Annotated in this window: 17 protein-coding genes; 1 reads left to right on the plus strand and 16 read right to left on the minus strand. The window is 39.6% G+C overall.

Annotation, left to right across the window (positions count from 1 at the left end; translation table 11 throughout):
• Positions 1 to 448: 448 nt before the first annotated feature.
• The 7 genes from QE450_RS10970 to QE450_RS11000 all read right to left on the minus strand — a co-directional run bounded on the left by QE450_RS10970 (position 449) and on the right by QE450_RS11000 (position 6,382).
• Complete coding sequence (locus QE450_RS10970; protein WP_307299339.1) at positions 449 to 1,420, minus strand: biotin--[acetyl-CoA-carboxylase] ligase; 972 nt, start codon at positions 1,418 to 1,420, stop codon at positions 449 to 451.
• Complete coding sequence (locus tag QE450_RS10975; protein ID WP_307299341.1) at positions 1,417 to 2,745, minus strand: CCA tRNA nucleotidyltransferase; 1,329 nt, start codon at positions 2,743 to 2,745, stop codon at positions 1,417 to 1,419. Before QE450_RS10975 ends, QE450_RS10970 begins: the two co-directional genes overlap by 4 nt.
• Before the next feature lie 12 nt (positions 2,746 to 2,757).
• Positions 2,758 to 3,918, minus strand: a complete 1,161-nt coding sequence (bshA, locus tag QE450_RS10980; RefSeq protein ID WP_273612846.1) for an N-acetyl-alpha-D-glucosaminyl L-malate synthase BshA — start codon at positions 3,916 to 3,918, stop codon at positions 2,758 to 2,760.
• A 124-nt stretch (positions 3,919 to 4,042) separates the two neighbouring features.
• Positions 4,043 to 4,741, minus strand: coding sequence for a bacillithiol biosynthesis deacetylase BshB1 (gene bshB1 / locus QE450_RS10985; RefSeq protein WP_273612847.1), 699 nt, complete (start codon positions 4,739 to 4,741; stop codon positions 4,043 to 4,045).
• The gene (locus QE450_RS10990) at positions 4,741 to 5,160 is read right to left on the minus strand and encodes a methylglyoxal synthase (RefSeq protein WP_273612848.1); all 420 of its coding nucleotides are present in this window, start codon (positions 5,158 to 5,160) and stop codon (positions 4,741 to 4,743) included. Before QE450_RS10990 ends, bshB1 begins: the two co-directional genes overlap by 1 nt.
• Before the next feature lie 33 nt (positions 5,161 to 5,193).
• Positions 5,194 to 5,997, minus strand: coding sequence for a 4-hydroxy-tetrahydrodipicolinate reductase (gene dapB / locus QE450_RS10995; RefSeq protein ID WP_273612849.1), 804 nt, complete (start codon positions 5,995 to 5,997; stop codon positions 5,194 to 5,196).
• A 37-nt stretch (positions 5,998 to 6,034) separates the two neighbouring features.
• On the minus strand, positions 6,035 to 6,382 hold the full coding sequence (locus QE450_RS11000) for a nucleotide pyrophosphohydrolase (RefSeq protein ID WP_274172426.1): 348 nt from the start codon (positions 6,380 to 6,382) through the stop codon (positions 6,035 to 6,037).
• A gap of 219 nt (positions 6,383 to 6,601) precedes the next feature.
• Between QE450_RS11000 and QE450_RS11005 the strand changes: the two genes are divergently transcribed.
• On the plus strand, positions 6,602 to 7,474 hold the full coding sequence (locus QE450_RS11005; RefSeq protein ID WP_274172425.1) for a YitT family protein: 873 nt from the start codon (positions 6,602 to 6,604) through the stop codon (positions 7,472 to 7,474).
• Between the two features lie 318 nt (positions 7,475 to 7,792).
• Here QE450_RS11005 and QE450_RS11010 read toward each other — a convergent pair whose 3' ends face one another.
• The 9 genes from QE450_RS11010 to hisC all read right to left on the minus strand — a co-directional run bounded on the left by QE450_RS11010 (position 7,793) and on the right by hisC (position 15,316).
• Positions 7,793 to 8,431: a DUF1405 domain-containing protein gene (locus QE450_RS11010; RefSeq protein ID WP_307299348.1), complete on the minus strand. Its 639-nt coding sequence runs from the start codon at positions 8,429 to 8,431 to the stop codon at positions 7,793 to 7,795.
• Positions 8,432 to 8,721: 290 nt separating this feature from the next.
• Positions 8,722 to 8,961 carry an IDEAL domain-containing protein gene (locus QE450_RS11015; protein WP_273612853.1) on the minus strand — a complete coding sequence of 80 codons (240 nt, stop codon included), beginning with the start codon at positions 8,959 to 8,961 and terminating at the stop codon, positions 8,722 to 8,724.
• Between the two features lie 24 nt (positions 8,962 to 8,985).
• Positions 8,986 to 9,492, minus strand: coding sequence for a gamma carbonic anhydrase family protein (locus QE450_RS11020; RefSeq protein WP_307299351.1), 507 nt, complete (start codon positions 9,490 to 9,492; stop codon positions 8,986 to 8,988).
• Positions 9,493 to 9,589: 97 nt separating this feature from the next.
• Positions 9,590 to 10,171 (minus strand): histidine phosphatase family protein, encoded by a 582-nt coding sequence (locus QE450_RS11025; RefSeq protein ID WP_274172422.1) that lies wholly within the window; start codon positions 10,169 to 10,171, stop codon positions 9,590 to 9,592.
• Between the two features lie 158 nt (positions 10,172 to 10,329).
• Positions 10,330 to 10,959 carry an anti-sigma factor family protein gene (locus tag QE450_RS11030; RefSeq protein ID WP_273612856.1) on the minus strand — a complete coding sequence of 210 codons (630 nt, stop codon included), beginning with the start codon at positions 10,957 to 10,959 and terminating at the stop codon, positions 10,330 to 10,332.
• On the minus strand, positions 10,956 to 11,555 hold the full coding sequence (locus tag QE450_RS11035) for an RNA polymerase sigma factor (RefSeq protein WP_204823529.1): 600 nt from the start codon (positions 11,553 to 11,555) through the stop codon (positions 10,956 to 10,958). Before QE450_RS11035 ends, QE450_RS11030 begins: the two co-directional genes overlap by 4 nt.
• Positions 11,556 to 12,052: 497 nt before the next feature.
• Positions 12,053 to 12,502: an ASCH domain-containing protein gene (locus QE450_RS11040; RefSeq protein ID WP_307299354.1), complete on the minus strand. Its 450-nt coding sequence runs from the start codon at positions 12,500 to 12,502 to the stop codon at positions 12,053 to 12,055.
• Between the two features lie 501 nt (positions 12,503 to 13,003).
• Positions 13,004 to 14,101: a prephenate dehydrogenase gene (locus QE450_RS11045; protein ID WP_301262201.1), complete on the minus strand. Its 1,098-nt coding sequence runs from the start codon at positions 14,099 to 14,101 to the stop codon at positions 13,004 to 13,006.
• A 117-nt stretch (positions 14,102 to 14,218) separates the two neighbouring features.
• On the minus strand, positions 14,219 to 15,316 hold the full coding sequence (gene hisC, locus QE450_RS11050; protein WP_273612860.1) for a histidinol-phosphate transaminase: 1,098 nt from the start codon (positions 15,314 to 15,316) through the stop codon (positions 14,219 to 14,221).
• Positions 15,317 to 15,357 lie beyond the last annotated feature (41 nt).

The raw sequence follows: 15,357 nt of genomic DNA on the forward strand, positions 1-15,357 counted from the left end.
AAAAAAGAGTCACTTTGCGATCATCTCTTCTGTCTCGGTCCTATAAAACGGCTCAGAGCAGAATTGAATGTAAGCCAACACCTCGCTTCACATATGTATCCTGGATGGGATACCTATTCAGTTATTACTCTAATTAGCGACTCAAAAATTGTAGGTTTATTTCTGCTGAATAACAGTGATCTATTCAACAGACAGATAACCCCGGTTATTGAGCTAATCCTTAGAGTGGCTTGCGTTAAAAGCTTATACTGCCAAGCGCTGATGGAAAGATATTTTGCTTTGCAAAAATCATTTTCTCATTGAACTTGGTCGCGCTTATACTGCTAAGCGCTGGTAACATCAAGTTAACATCAGAAAGTACGGTTCGGTCTTGCCGATACCGTCTTCCGATATAGTATACCAGAACAAATGGTTAAATTCACTATTTTATCTAACAATTATTTCTAGATTAAAATTCAATATCTCCTGAATAAATAGGAATAACCCGATCATCAGCAAGACGTAGTAGAAGTTCACCGTTCATTCCTAAACCTTGAGCGATCCCTTGAAAAGAACCTTGAGCATTGTGTACTTGAATCGATTTGCCAATCGAAATCGCCATACTTTCCCATAGCGCAGCAATCGGTGTAAAGCCTTCGTCTGTATACAATTGATACAATGACTCTAATTCAGAGATAACTTCTGCTACTACAGTTGTACGATCTATTACCTGACCGGATTCGATACGCAATGAAGTCACGATCGATTGCAAATGCTCTGGCAAATCTTCTGCTGTTAGATTCGCATCTATACCGATGCCTGCAATCGCATAACGTACACGTCCATCTTCTGCAGCCGATTCGATCAGAATCCCGCATACTTTGCGTCCATCGATTAATAGATCATTTGGCCATTTGATCCCGATATCTAATTGTGTAGTGTTACGTAACGCTCTACATACCGCTACAGCAGCCAGCAATGTCAATTGAGACATATACTGTAAAGGTTGTACCGGACGCATCACCAGACTCATCCAGATGCCTCTACCGGATGGTGAGTAGAAAGGTCTGCCTTGTCTGCCACGACCTGCTGTCTGTTCTTCAGCAATTACTAACGTTCCTTCAGCAGTCTGTTGTTCTGCAAACATGCGTGCTTCATCTTGTGTAGAAGCCACCGATTCAAACAAATGTAACGGCTGGCCCCATGATCCTTTTTGACTCAAAGCTAGTTGCAAAGCTGTCACATCGAATCGATCCGGTCGACGTGTGATTCGATATCCTTTGCGAGACGTTGATTCAAATTCATAGCCTTTTTCTTTCAAACGATTAATACCTTTCCAAATTGCTGTACGACTAACAGACATTCGGCGACTGATTTCTTCGCCTGAAATGTATTGTCCTGGATGTTCATTCAGCAGTTGAAGCAGATGTTCATCATTCATCGTAATCCCTTCCTTCCTGAGGCTTGATCCGCATAATGCAATATAACCTCTTTGTTATTGTCCAATTGTCCTGTAGCAACTAGAAGTAAAATTTCATGCAGTAGTTCACCTAGCCATTTGCCTGCGGCAATTTCTAAATGTTGAAGAACGTCTTGCCCTTTGACAGGTAAATCAGCCAGACTATATACCGTTAACTGTTCTAACCATCTATCTGCTTGATTGCCTATGATCGCTAAACGTTGTTGATATGCGTGTGGCAATACAGGAAAAAGAGTATGCCAGTATTGTGCAATCTCTTTGCCATAATCTAATACACAACTTACAAATAGCACATACGAGTGATGTCTATTTGCATCTGTATCTATAGACTCTTTATGTTCTATAGTAGCTAAAGGTACAGCTTCACGTTGTACTATCCCATTATATAAACGCTCATTCATCCGTATTATTTTGGAGACTTGATCAGTTATAATATTCGGAAATGTCCAGGATTTGAAAACAATTTTGATCTGCTGTTCATCCATGCCAAGTCCTAGTGCAATTAAAGCCCAGCGCAAAATAGATGGTGATGCAGGTAATTGTTCTAATGAACGCAGCAGATCTTGATCTAATGCCTCACAAGGTACAGACACTTTCATATGTGGAATCAATCCACTGCTTAACAATAGTTCAATACCCTGATAAGGATAAGGCCCTGCAATCATTTTTTCCATTTCGACGCGAATACGTTCAGTAGCGATATGATAGATTAATGCTTGATGATGCAGAAGAGCTTGCCAGGTCTGCTGTTCTATTTCAAAATGAAATACAGACGCAAATCGAATCCCTCTTACCATGCGCAACGCATCTTCTTCAAAACGTTCATCAGCGATACCTACACAACGAATAATCCCTTTATTCAAATCATCAATCCCATGAAAAGGATCAGTATATTCTCCATCAATCCCACGTGCAATAGCGTTCATCGTAAAATCACGACGGCGTAAATCTTCACTCAATTCTCGCACAAATTGTACTTGTTCTGGACGGCGATGATCAACATATTCAGTTTCAGTACGGTATGTAGTGACTTCAAAAGGCTCATTGTCAATCAACACGGTAATCGTGCCATGTTCTAGTCCTGTAGGAATCGTACGTTCAAATAAAGAAATCACCTGCTCTGGTGTTGCATTGGTTGCAATATCCATATCATTGACCGGTCGTCCTAATAATTCATCACGTACACATCCACCTACAAAATATCCTTCATATCCCTGATCAGTCAAACGGCGGAGCAGAGATTGCCCCCGCTCCGCCGTCTGCGGATCTACCCAATTCCATTGCATGGTATAATCCCCTCAACCACATACCGGAGAAGGCTGAGACAATTCACGTCCAAGTACCCGGTAATAAATTTTTTCATATTCAGCCATCATACGTTCATTGCTGAACTCACTTTGTGAACGATCTAGACAATTTTTGATCATCGTCTGCATCAATTGATGGTTGGTTAATAATTCGATAGCATGTTCTGCCATCTTATCTGTATCACCGATTGGCGCAAGAAATCCAGTCTCGCCATGAATAATCAATTCTGGAATACCACCTGCTTGTGATCCCACGGTTGGAACACCACATGCCATTGCTTCCAGTGCTACCAGACCGAAGCTTTCTTTTTCAGAAGGAAGCAACAAAATATCAGCTAGTGAAATCACTTGCGGGATATCATCTTGTTTCCCTAGAAACATAACGCGCTCGGTCAAGCCTAGTTCTTGAATCTGAAATTGAATTTTGGGCAGATCAGGGCCTTCGCCAACCAGTAGCAACCTTGAAGGAATCTTCTCATTGACTTTGGCAAAAATCTCTACCACATCGCTAACACGTTTGACCGGGCGAAAGTTAGAGACATGCATTAGCACACGATCATCACCGAACGCATAATCTTTGTGCAGTTCTGTTGTATCGCGTGGATAATACATTCGTTTATCTACAAAATTGTAAGTTAGATCAATATTACGTGTAATATCTAACAATTCATGTGTCTCACGAATCAAATCTTTGGATACTGCTGTTACAGCATCACTTTCGTTGATCGCTAACCGAATCAAGTCTTTTAACGATTCATCCTGTGCAAGCACTGTAATATCTGTACCATGTAAAGTGGTTACGACTTTTAAATGATCGCCTACCATTTGCTTCGCTAAAAAAGCACACACGGCATGAGGCACAGCATAATGCACATGTAACACATCCAACTGCTGCATTTTAGCCACTTGAGCCATTTTATTAGCTAACGTCAGATCATACGGTGGATATTTAAACACATAATAATCATTAACTTCTACTTCATGATAAAAAATATTTTTATGAAATGTTCCTAATCGAAAAGGAACACTGTGCGAAATAAAATGCACTTGATGCCCTTTTTCAGCAAGTAATTTGCCTAATTCTGTTGCCACGACGCCAGAGCCGCCAAGCGACGGATAACATGTGATGCCGATTTTGAGCATCGTGTCCATAAGGGCTGTCTCCTTTCACTTACCTCATTAATCATGATGTAAGCTCTACGTTTTATATCAGGTAAGTTCATTACTTTATATTATATACATACTCTTTATAATTGTGTTAGCAAAAAAAGAGATTTTAACGAAAAAGATCAACGACAAAAGGAGTCTTAGTTACAAACCCTTCTGCATATTGAATCTGACTGCGTTGACCTGCCAGACTATCCCGATATCGCACACGCTCTACGTATCCTTGGGTAAGTGGCGTCTCTACCATATCTACATCTGCTAAGCCGCCAAATTGGGAACGATAACAAAGCAATGCTTGCTCTTTCTGTTCATATACATCGGTGACATCTACAAGTAGATCTGTAGGTGCAGGATCATTAATAAAATAATAATACGTCTGTTGTACGGTGACTGGAGGTAGTTCTGGCATATAACGGCGTAGCTTCGCATTGAATACTGCTTCTTCTACAAGCTGACTACAGATCATATGATCTGGATGACGATCAATCCAATAAGGAGCAAATACAATCTTAGGCGACAGCTTACGAATCTCCGCAGTAATCGCATCCAGTTGCTCTGTAGAACGTGCTAACCGGCGATCTGGCAATCCTAAATTACTGCGATACGCTAATCCCAATACTTTGCCAGCGGCTTCTGCTTCTTGCTTACGCAATTCTACATTCCCGTTAGAAGACATCTCTGCTTCAGTCAAATCACAAATACCTACTTTTAGACCTGCGGCGGCATGCTTGGCAATCGTACCTGCCATTCCAATCTCTGCATCATCTGCATGAGCACCAAATACAAGAATATCGACAGAAACACTCATTACAGTGTCTCCGGCTTGTATTTATGAACTAACTCACGCCAAGCAAAATCGCCACGATCTAACGCTTTGACCAGAATCTCAGCTGTTGCAATATTGGTAGCAACAGGAATCCCTTGTACATCACAGATGCGAAGCAATGCACTAATATCCGGTTCATGAGGCTGTGCCATCAATGGATCACGTAAAAAAATAATCAAATCCATATCATTTTGCGCGACCATCGCACCAATCTGCTGATCTCCACCCAATGGGCCTGATAAATAACGGTGGATTTTCAAATTCGTATGTTCCATAATACGCATACCTGTAGTACCGGTAGAATATAATTGATGCCCGTCAAAAACATTTTCATATGCAATCACAAAGTTGACCATCTCATCTTTTTTGCGGTCATGGGCAATAAAAGCGATATTAAACATCGAAATCTCCCCTATACTTCTGTATTATTCAAATTAATCGATAAAACGCTCAAATCCATACACCATACCGCTATATTCCATTACTTTCTGAATACCTAGCTTCACGCCTGGCATATAGCTAGAACGCTCATACGAATCATTGCGAATTTTGAGTGATTCTCCAGCACCGCCAAAAATCACTTCTTGTTGAGCGAATACGCCTGGCAAACGGACACTGTGAATACGGAATCCATCATATTCTCCGCCACGAGCGCCTTGTATATTTTCTTTTTCATTAGGATTACCTTGTTTGATTGGTTGACGAACTTCTGAGATCATTTCTGCTGTTTTGACAGCTGTACCGGAAGGAGCATCTAATTTCTGATCTCCATGATATTCAATAATCTCTACATTTGGAAAATGCTTCGCCGCTTGCGTTGCAAAACGCATCATCAAAATAGCTCCAATCGAGAAGTTCGGAGCAATCAGTCCGCCTAGACCGGCTGTCTGGCATTTCTGATCTAATTCTTGTATTTGCTCCGGTGTATATCCTGTAGTACCCATAACCGGACGAACCCCTGCTTCAATCGCTAACAACGCATGTTCATAAGCAAATTCAGGTGTTGTGAAATCCACCAGTACATCTGCTGGATAATCTGCTAATGCTTGCTTCAGATCAGCCACTACTTCTATATTGGCTGTCGGCATGCCAACTAACTGCCCTGCATCTTTTCCAGCATCAGAACGTCCGATCGCCGCGGCTAATTCTAACTGTTTGTCACCTAGTACTAATTTTACAACCTCTTTACCCATACGACCGCCTGCTCCGGCGACAATTACTTTAATCAATGTTGTCATTATAGACTCCTTTTACTTGGAAATAAATTTCTTGCACTTATTTTTCTTCCGTATTATTTTCTTCTATACGTGTCCAGCGATCTTTATCGCGTGTATTAAATTTATGCATCACTTGATTGTGTGCTTGTGTCAGATCAATCCCCAGTGAATTGGCAAAACACATCGTAATAAATAAAATATCACCAAGTTCCAGTTCAATCGAATTGTCATCTTCATCATTTTTTTTAGGTTTTTCGCCAAATGAATGATTGACTTCACGCGCCAATTCGCCTACTTCTTCAGACATGCGCGCTAACATTGCAAGTGGTGAAAAATAGCCTTCTTTAAATTGCGAGATATACGCATCAACTTCACGTTGCATTTCTGCTAAAGATTTCTCTGTCATTAATTATAGCCTCCATTGCACATTTTCAATCTTATGTACCTTTTATACCCAACAAATAAACGGTATTCATTGTTACTACAATGTTATCCTAAAGCGATTTTGAACACAAATCAATATTTTCAATATTTATTCAGTTGCTTATTTTTATAACTTTTATGCAATTATGCATAAAAAAATGTATACTATTAAAGGTTAGTTTATTTTACGGAGGTATCGGCGATGTCGAAGCACAAATATTGGAATCAGCTCAGATTGATTATTCCGATCATATTCGGAGCCAGCGTGTATGCATTTGGTTTGTTGTATTTTATTATTCCCAACACCTTGATGGAAGGTGGAGTTACAGGAATTACAGTGCTTTTGAATTATGCGTTTGGTATATCGCCCTCCTTATCTACATTAATTCTCAATATTCCTTTATTTTTAATTGGGCTCAAATTGCTAGGTAAACGTCAAATGATTTATACTGGCGTCGGAATCGCTTCGCTTACCTTTTTCTTATGGTTATTTGAACGAATGATTAAAATAGGCTGGATTGGTACATTTCAGACCAAAAATGATTATATTTTAGCTGCTTTGTATGCTGGCGTAACGTTAGGTACAGGGCTAGGAATTGTTTTCCGCTTTGGGGGGACTACAGGTGGTTCGGATATTATTGCACGTATTCTTCATTTGAAATTCGGCTGGAGTATGGGACAGATTATGCTTGTGATTGATATTGTGATTATAGGCTCGTCGTTATTTTTTATTAGCAAAGAATTAGTATTGTACACATTAGTGACTGTCTATATTGCTTCGAAATTAATAGATTTTATTCAAGATGGTGCGTATTCTGGAAAAGCATTTACGATTATTAGCGATCATGCTGGTGAAATTGCTGAAATTATTATGAAAGAACTGGATCGAGGGGTAACTTTAATTCCTGCAATCGGCGCCTATTCTAAACATGCCAAAGAAATTGCATATTGCGTTGTATCCAGACAAGAGATTCGCCGTGTACAAATGATTGTACGCTCTGTTGATCCACGTGCTTTTATGATTATTAATGAAGTCAATGATGTGCATGGCGAAGGATTTCGTGAAGACAGCTGAGTTGGTACAATTGAAGTAAACGAAATATTCGCTTTTGCATCATCCACTCTAGCAACATCGCTGTTGTAAACGAACACTTTGCTTAACTGCTTAGCAGTCGTTATTCGTTTACAACAGCGAGCGATTCGCTCTCCAGAACAATGATTTTACTTACGCTATGTTGTGGAGTGCTATATTTTTCTTTTCATAGATAAAAAGAACCACAATCCTTAAAAAGGTTTGTGGTTCTTTTGTTGAATATACTGTTTTTAGTGAATCTTTGTAACGTGTTCTTACATTTGCAGTTTTTTTCGACTTCTACAGATATGCAAAAGTTTATTAATTAAACGACCGTATTTTACGGGCTTGTCGTAATGCTAATGCTCCAGCTAATGCAGATACAAAAGTTAGCACCACTGTGAAATTACGGACTTGATCTAGACGTTCGACTAAAAGTGGAGTCAGCCATGGATAGATATGTTGTGAATAATCCATATAATCGTTGAGTAATGTCCATGCCAGAGCGATCACAAGATATTTCCAACCAAAAACAAAAAAACGAACAAATAACAGCGATTCTACTGCCATAGTCAAATGAGAAGCAGTTAACATCCAATCTTGCCAGTATAATGGATCACCTAATGCTACGCCCCAGAAGATCATAACGACTGCCCAGACCCCGTATTTAACAGAAGTGACAACAGCCAGTGCTTCAAATAATTTACGAATAACAATCAGCCATTGTTGCTTGGGTGAATATAAAATAAAAGCTAATGCTACTGTAAAAAATAAACTTGCAGTTGGACTATCAGGTACAAAGATAATCATCCAAGTTGGCTTGATCTCTAATGTGTATTCCAACTGTAATCCATACCATATGTATCCATACACTGTTCCTATCGCATTACAGATAAGCAGTAACCATAACACTCTACGATCGGTTAACAGCGCTTTACTCCACAATAATGAAATCGACATAAACATTCCCCTTTATCTATTACCACTCTGCTGTATTCTTGGTTAGCCACGAATCTATATCATTTTAATAGGATGTCTAATTACACGCAAGTGCTATGAAATTTTTATCATTTATGAATACGCACAAAAAAGCCTGCCTGATATAGGCAGACTCCGCCGGCTAGTATACATTGCCTTTTATAATCAAATTCCGTTTCTTCCTAAACGTCCGACAACGGCATCCATACGACTTCTGATGATTCTGCTTGTTACGCTTACAAACAGATATTGAGTATCATACACTTTTGGCATTAAAACGATAATGATTTGCGTTCAACGATTTCGACGACAGGCTCTAACACTACAACCGCAGAAGCTAGCGTACGTAATTCATTCGTTAAACGTTGAAAAGCATCTTCGTCTCTTTCTGCAAGTGCTTGATCAATCAATAGGTGTAATTCATTCATACGATGCTCACGTAGTACTTGATCCCATACCATTTCAGCCGCTAGTCCCAGCATAACTTCATAGGTTACTTTCATCTTGTACATAGGGCGCACCTCCATAATGCTATTTCATGGATTCCTGAACTCTACTCCTTTGTCCACATAACTCTGTGTTGTACGTGCCATCCGCTCTAAATCTTGTTCGGTTAGCTCTCGTATAACGCGTGCCGGTGAACCTAAAGAAAGAGTATAAGGTGGTATTATTGTGTTCTCAGTGACAAGTGAACCTGCACCAATCAATGCATACTCTCCAATATCAGCGCCGTTCAGAATAATAGCTCCCATTCCAATAAGAGAACCTTTACCTATTCGGCAACCATGTACGATAGCGGAGTGTCCGACAGAGACATCATCTTCGATCCATAACGGATGTTTCTCATGTACATGTCCTACAACTAAATCTTGAATATTGCAGCGTTCCCCAATGATGACTGGAGCTAGATCGCCACGCAGTACAGCATTGAACCAGATACTGCTATCTTTGCCAGCAGTCACATTACCAATTAATTTGGCACCTTCTGCAACAAAAACACTGGGATCGATATTCGGTAGTTGATTATGATAAGGCAATAACATGTGATTAACCCCTTAATGGCATTTAACCAATTTATTTGTAAGCGCATCACTTATTATACAAAAAAATAAAATAAAAAATAACCCGTCAAAAGAAGGGTTATTCTAAATGCTGGATATTGTTGTACAAAATCGTAGTCCATTCCTGTTCGGTACGCTCCAAAATCGTCAACGACAGATTACCAATTCGCTCGGTATGAGCCTCTTTTAACAGGAGAGTAAACAGTTGAGACAGAAATCCGCCATGACTAACCACTAGAATATTTTGCTCAGGATATTGCTCTATCGTCTGATTCAAAAATTCCATACCACGCGCTTGAATATCTTCTATTTTTTCTTGACCTAGTTCTAATGTCTCCCAATCTGCGCCCCACTTTTCTTCGCGTTCTTGCCATGTTAATCCTTCAACTTGTCCAAAAGCACGTTCTTTTAAACGTTGATCTGGTTCCAAAAGTGGAATATGTAACCGATCTGCTATTATTTGAGCGGTCTCTTGTGCGCGGGATAATTCACTAGCCACTATAAAATCCCATGATATAGCTTCACTTTCTGTAGCCAGACGTTCTGCTAATCGTCTCGCTTGACTTCTGCCTTCATCATTTAATGGAATATCGCTATGTCCTTGAATACGTCCCAAAGCATTCCAATCGGTTAGTCCATGTCTGATTAATCCTATACGCATCGATAAATATCCTACTTTCTATTGATATTGAATATAAAAGTGATACAAATGAATAATCTATACTACCACAGTTTGCACCTATTCCAAACAAAAAAGCAGTTCACAATCTCCATGTTCCGTTCATGGATACGATTGTGAACTGCTCTGATACCTATCACTTATGAATGACGTGCTTTGGCAAGCCATCGTAATGAAAGTAATGCTAGCATCATACCTACTACTGATAAAATCATCCAGTATTGAGGATGACTTGGACTCATAGGAATGACCAAAGGATCGATTAGACCGCGCTCAGAGCCTACAAAATGTAACGAAGAATTCGCTACTGTTGCATTATCGCTTGTAGCAATCGCTGTAGGTACAATCCCTGATACACGTTCTTGTGCTGCATCCCGATCGAATGTTCCTGAGAAATCAAGTGTTAGATATAATGAACTACATACAAATATAGCAAACAAGCAGAGAATCCAGGCCGATAAACGACGGCGGAACAAACGCAATATAGGTCCATGCTTACGATCAGTCTGTAACACCCATGGAGATTCAGCGTAAATACGATCCATAACTGTAAGGTTTATTTTTTCTGCCTCAGCAGTCATTATCAGCTCAGAAGCTTTGTCTTCTTCCACCTGAGCCTGAATTAAATCATAACTTTCCTGCCATATTTGAAATTCCGCCGCACAAGCCGGACACTGTTCTATATGACGGTCAAGTGCCTGGCGGCGCGAATCATTTTTCGGAAGATCATGATATATCCCGAATAACTCTTCGGCCTCTCTGCAATTCATTTTCTTTTCATCCCTTCAATAGGCTCATCATAGACCGAATCATAGAAGTACGGTTCTAACCGAACTTTTACACTCGCTCTTGCCCGGAACAAAAGAGACTTGACGGAGCTTACACTCTGAGAAAGAATTTCAGCGATTTCCTGATAATCCATCTGGTCATATTCGCGGAGGATCAATGCAGATCTTTGCTTTTCAGGTAAAAGATCAATTGCTTCACGTACCATCTGTACACGTTCGTTACGCAATGCAGCTTGTTCTGGCACCATGCTGTTCGGTGCTAAAGGAACAAAACCACTTTCTTCGAGTGGTACACTGCCATTTTTTTGTTTGCGCAGTTCACTAAGTACGGTATTGCGTGCAATTGTATATAACCATGTCGAGAACGAAGCATCTACTTCCCGGAAGGAATGAAGGCTTTTGTAAGCCTTGTAGAACGTCTCTGAACATAAATCTTCTGCCATCATCTCGAGATTGGAGTTTTTAAGCATATGATATACAAATGCTAAAATTTTGCGCTGATAACGACGCATCAGCTCTGAATATAACTCCACGTCACCGTTTTTAATTTCCTGAATCAACAGGGAATCATCTGTCATTCTAATGCGACCCTCCTCGTTGCTGCCGCCGCATCTTTCCGTTCCTTGTATATTAAGTAATACCGAAACGGACGGCAAAAGTTGCGGTAGAAAACGAATTTCCCACAACTTTACAACAACTTCTCTAGTTTAAAATGGATTTGAAATGATAAAACTACGAATGTAACTAAACTGCAATATAATAAGCGATGAATTATCGTTAGTTGGTACGATTGAGAGAGCTTTATTTAATAAAATAAGTCTCAGAAAAATGTCCTTTTGTATCCTATCTAATTATCAGACGGAGTACAAACAAAAAAGGTTGCTGATTTTAGAAAAAAAATTTAAAAATTCATTATTATTTTTGAAGCTCGATTGCAAGATGGGAAAAGAGGAAGTTATAAAGGTGATACATTCCCTTAATTTTGCTGTATCTATGCTTCTTTATGTAGGTCTCCTTTTGACTATAAATCATTATCGGTTGGAGATAGATATTTTATGAAGTTATTTAGCAAGGATTAGTTGTCATCTGTATTTTGATCCCAATGCCAAAGACTCAAATATCCTTTAGCAGGTACAGGATTTTGCAATCTTTTCATTTGATCCAATTCCCACACGTACCGGCCTTCCGTATAATCCCCTACCTGTTCTTCAAAATCTGTAATTGATCGCATTCTTCCTGCCGATTCTAGAATTACCTGATCTTCCTGTGTAAAAGACTGCCAGCAATCGATTAACATTCCTGTGGCAATAATAGCCCCTGTCGGAAGATCACCTGGCGTCATATATCCATGCTTGGTCAATATGATTTTTATAGCTGGATCTTCACAAGCTTTTTTATCTATGGCTTTGCCAGCATGAATCGCTATTTCTCCGCGATGTTTGGTTGCCCAACTGCGAGTTTCAAATCTTTTTTCTCCGATAGCAATCAATGTTGCCCAAGGTTGTCTGATCGTGACTGCTCTCATCTTTGCCTCCTTTTACGATAAATATTCATATATAATCTGATAACTGTAGTCCATAGGAATTGTAAGATAGATTAGATCATTCTACATCAGACACTCCCTGACTATTATATTCAATCTTATCGTCTATATACAATCTTGTTCAAAGATTTTTCTTATAGTGTATGTATTTGGGGTATAACAAAGTATTAAATATCCATTTTACTACAGTCTTACGATATCAAAAGACAAAAAGAAACCGCTAACATAAGTTAGCGGTTTGTTCCCACCTAAGAAGGGGGATCTAGTATTGGATAGGAGTGGAGAGAAACCATACTGTACTTTCAGTATACTGTATACGCTTTCATTCTGTCAACACTCTTAGCTAATATTTTCATAATTTCCTAAAAATAATTTAAAAATCCATATTTGGAAGCCAGTTTACTGTAAGATGTAGACTGGTTTCCTTAATGTTTTACTTTTGATGTTTCGATTATTCGCTGAACAAATGCTTGCTCTTACTACCTATACAAACACACTGTATTGTTGATCTTGAAGCATAATTTTCGCTTTTTCCATATCGTGTTCTTGTCTAAATGATAACCGCATGACACCCGGTACATCTTCTCGGCTCTCTACGATCTGAACATTGCTAATATTGATACCTTGATTACCGATTTCCGTCGTGATTTTGCCTATAATCCCTGGATGATCGGGAACTTCCAAATAGAGATCATATAACGAAGCAATCATTCCTTTCCGGCGTTCAGGCAATTGATCACGAAAAGCACCGGCTTTTTCAAATTGTTCTTCAATGCCACGAGAATCTTGTTGACGTAATAGCTCGATAAATTCAGCTACCCCACTATTCCAATCTTCTAGCAAAGACAAGATGATCTGCCGATTATTGAGCAAAATATCGCGCCAGACGATCGGATCACTTGAAGCGATACGTGTGATATCACGAAATCCACCTGCGGCTAACATACGATACAATGGATTTTCTTGATTGTACTGACGAATCTGATTGACCAGTGCTACAGCAATCACATGCGGTAAATGACTAATGGCTCCCACAATCTCATCATGCATTACAGGTTCTACTTTTACAATCTGTGCTCTTGTTGTCTGCTCTATCAGATTCCCTAATCGGTCTACAACGTCCTGTGGTACGTTTTCAGGAGGAGTCAGTACATAATATGCATTTTCAAATAAAAGCGCTGAAGCCGCTCCTACTCCTGCTCGTTCTGAACCCGCCATAGGATGACCACCTATAAAATAAACGGAATCTAGATTCAATTGTGCAGCATGAGCAATAACAGATGCTTTGGTACTACCTACGTCTGTAATAATGCAACCCTGTTTTAGAGGCAAATGGCTTAATTTATCCAAATAAGTACCGATCAGACTCACAGGCACACATAAAAAAATAAAGTCGGCATCCAGTGCCGCCTCTTCGATCGAAAGTGTAGCATGGTCAACAACTTCCCGTTCTTGATACGTATGTATTAATTCCGGGAGGTGCGTGTAGCCCGTTACATATAGATCAGGCTTGCCTTTAAAACATAGTGCAAGCGAGCCACCAATCAGCCCTACACCGAAAATTGCAATTTTAGTTGTCATCACATATCCCACTCATTCTTTATCTGATATCAAGTATGATCAATATCAGGACTATGTCTGCTTATCGTTACAAAAGCGGGCATAGATCCTGATATTGTTATACTTGCACTTACGAAGTTACACTGTTGTTGATTGTTCTTGCATAGATTCTTCTAATGCACGAATAAAGATTTCATTTTCACGTGCTGTTCCGACAGTAACACGAATGTACGTTGGGTATTTCTGATGCCCTGCACGTACAATAACGCCGCGACGTAGCATCGATTGGAATATTTCTAATGCTTGATGCTTCACATCTACCATAATGAAGTTAGTCTGTGACGGGAAGTAATGAAGTCCCAGACGATCAAATTCTGCTGTTAAATATTGAATGCCTTCTTTGTTTTTATCATGACATTCTTGAACAAAATGTTGATCTGCTAATGCTTGACGTGCCGCAGCTTGACCAATTCGAGACGTATTGAACGGTTCACGTACTTGGTTGATCAATTTGATCACATCAGCATGACCTACACCATAACCAATACGAAGCGCAGCTAGACCATAAATTTTGGAGAATGTACGCAAAATGACGACATTTGTATATTTTTCTAGTAGTTTAAGACTTTGCGGGTAAGCCGCATCTGTTACATATTCATAGTAAGCTTCATCCAGAACAACCATTACACTACTCGGAACCTGTTCCAAAAAGCCGATTAATTCTTCATGCGATACAATTGTACCTGTTGGATTATTGGGATTACACACCCAGATAATTTTAGTACGTCCATTGACTTGCGCCATCATACCTTCCAGATCGTGTACACCGTCTTTTAAAGGCACTTCATGGACAAGTGCGCCTTCGATATCGGCATTGCTTTTATATACCGAAAACGTCTGATCTGCCATAATAGTCTCATCACCCGGCTCTAAAAAAGCACGTGTAATCAAAGCAATAATTTCATCTGATCCACAACCAAAAATAATCTGATTCGGTTCAACACCCAAATGTGCGCCTAGCTGTGCTGTTAATTCTACAGCTCCACCATCAGGATAAATATGTAGCTGAGTTAATTCTTTAGCAATCGCTTCTTGTACTGATGGAGCAGAACCGTAAGGATTTTCGTTAGATGCTAATTTGATTACTTCACTTAGACCGAGCTCACGTTTAACTTCTTCTAAAGGTTTACCTGGTTGGTATACAGGAATGTTAACAATACGAGATTTAGGCTTCATTCTTTTTAACTCCTTCATGTAAAAGTTGGAGCCGCTATGAT

Origin of the sequence: Paenibacillus sp. SORGH_AS_0306 (genome assembly GCF_030819345.1) — a bacterium.
Lineage (GTDB): Bacteria > Bacillota > Bacilli > Paenibacillales > Paenibacillaceae > Saccharibacillus > Saccharibacillus kyungheensis.

Coding starts and splice junctions, on each gene's coding strand:
- QE450_RS10970 (WP_307299339.1), bottom strand. CDS start 1,420: ATGAATGATGAACATCTGCTTCAACTGCTGAATGAACATCCAGGACAA.
- QE450_RS10975 (WP_307299341.1), bottom strand. CDS start 2,745: ATGCAATGGAATTGGGTAGATCCGCAGACGGCGGAGCGGGGGCAATCT.
- bshA (WP_273612846.1), bottom strand. CDS start 3,918: ATGGACACGATGCTCAAAATCGGCATCACATGTTATCCGTCGCTTGGC.
- bshB1 (WP_273612847.1), bottom strand. CDS start 4,741: ATGAGTGTTTCTGTCGATATTCTTGTATTTGGTGCTCATGCAGATGAT.
- QE450_RS10990 (WP_273612848.1), bottom strand. CDS start 5,160: ATGTTTAATATCGCTTTTATTGCCCATGACCGCAAAAAAGATGAGATG.
- dapB (WP_273612849.1), bottom strand. CDS start 5,997: ATGACAACATTGATTAAAGTAATTGTCGCCGGAGCAGGCGGTCGTATG.
- QE450_RS11000 (WP_274172426.1), bottom strand. CDS start 6,382: ATGACAGAGAAATCTTTAGCAGAAATGCAACGTGAAGTTGATGCGTAT.
- QE450_RS11005 (WP_274172425.1), top strand. CDS start 6,602: ATGTCGAAGCACAAATATTGGAATCAGCTCAGATTGATTATTCCGATC.
- QE450_RS11010 (WP_307299348.1), bottom strand. CDS start 8,431: ATGTCGATTTCATTATTGTGGAGTAAAGCGCTGTTAACCGATCGTAGA.
- QE450_RS11015 (WP_273612853.1), bottom strand. CDS start 8,961: ATGTACAAGATGAAAGTAACCTATGAAGTTATGCTGGGACTAGCGGCT.
- QE450_RS11020 (WP_307299351.1), bottom strand. CDS start 9,492: ATGTTATTGCCTTATCATAATCAACTACCGAATATCGATCCCAGTGTT.
- QE450_RS11025 (WP_274172422.1), bottom strand. CDS start 10,171: ATGCGTATAGGATTAATCAGACATGGACTAACCGATTGGAATGCTTTG.
- QE450_RS11030 (WP_273612856.1), bottom strand. CDS start 10,959: ATGAATTGCAGAGAGGCCGAAGAGTTATTCGGGATATATCATGATCTT.
- QE450_RS11035 (WP_204823529.1), bottom strand. CDS start 11,555: ATGACAGATGATTCCCTGTTGATTCAGGAAATTAAAAACGGTGACGTG.
- QE450_RS11040 (WP_307299354.1), bottom strand. CDS start 12,502: ATGAGAGCAGTCACGATCAGACAACCTTGGGCAACATTGATTGCTATC.
- QE450_RS11045 (WP_301262201.1), bottom strand. CDS start 14,101: ATGACAACTAAAATTGCAATTTTCGGTGTAGGGCTGATTGGTGGCTCG.
- hisC (WP_273612860.1), bottom strand. CDS start 15,316: ATGAAGCCTAAATCTCGTATTGTTAACATTCCTGTATACCAACCAGGT.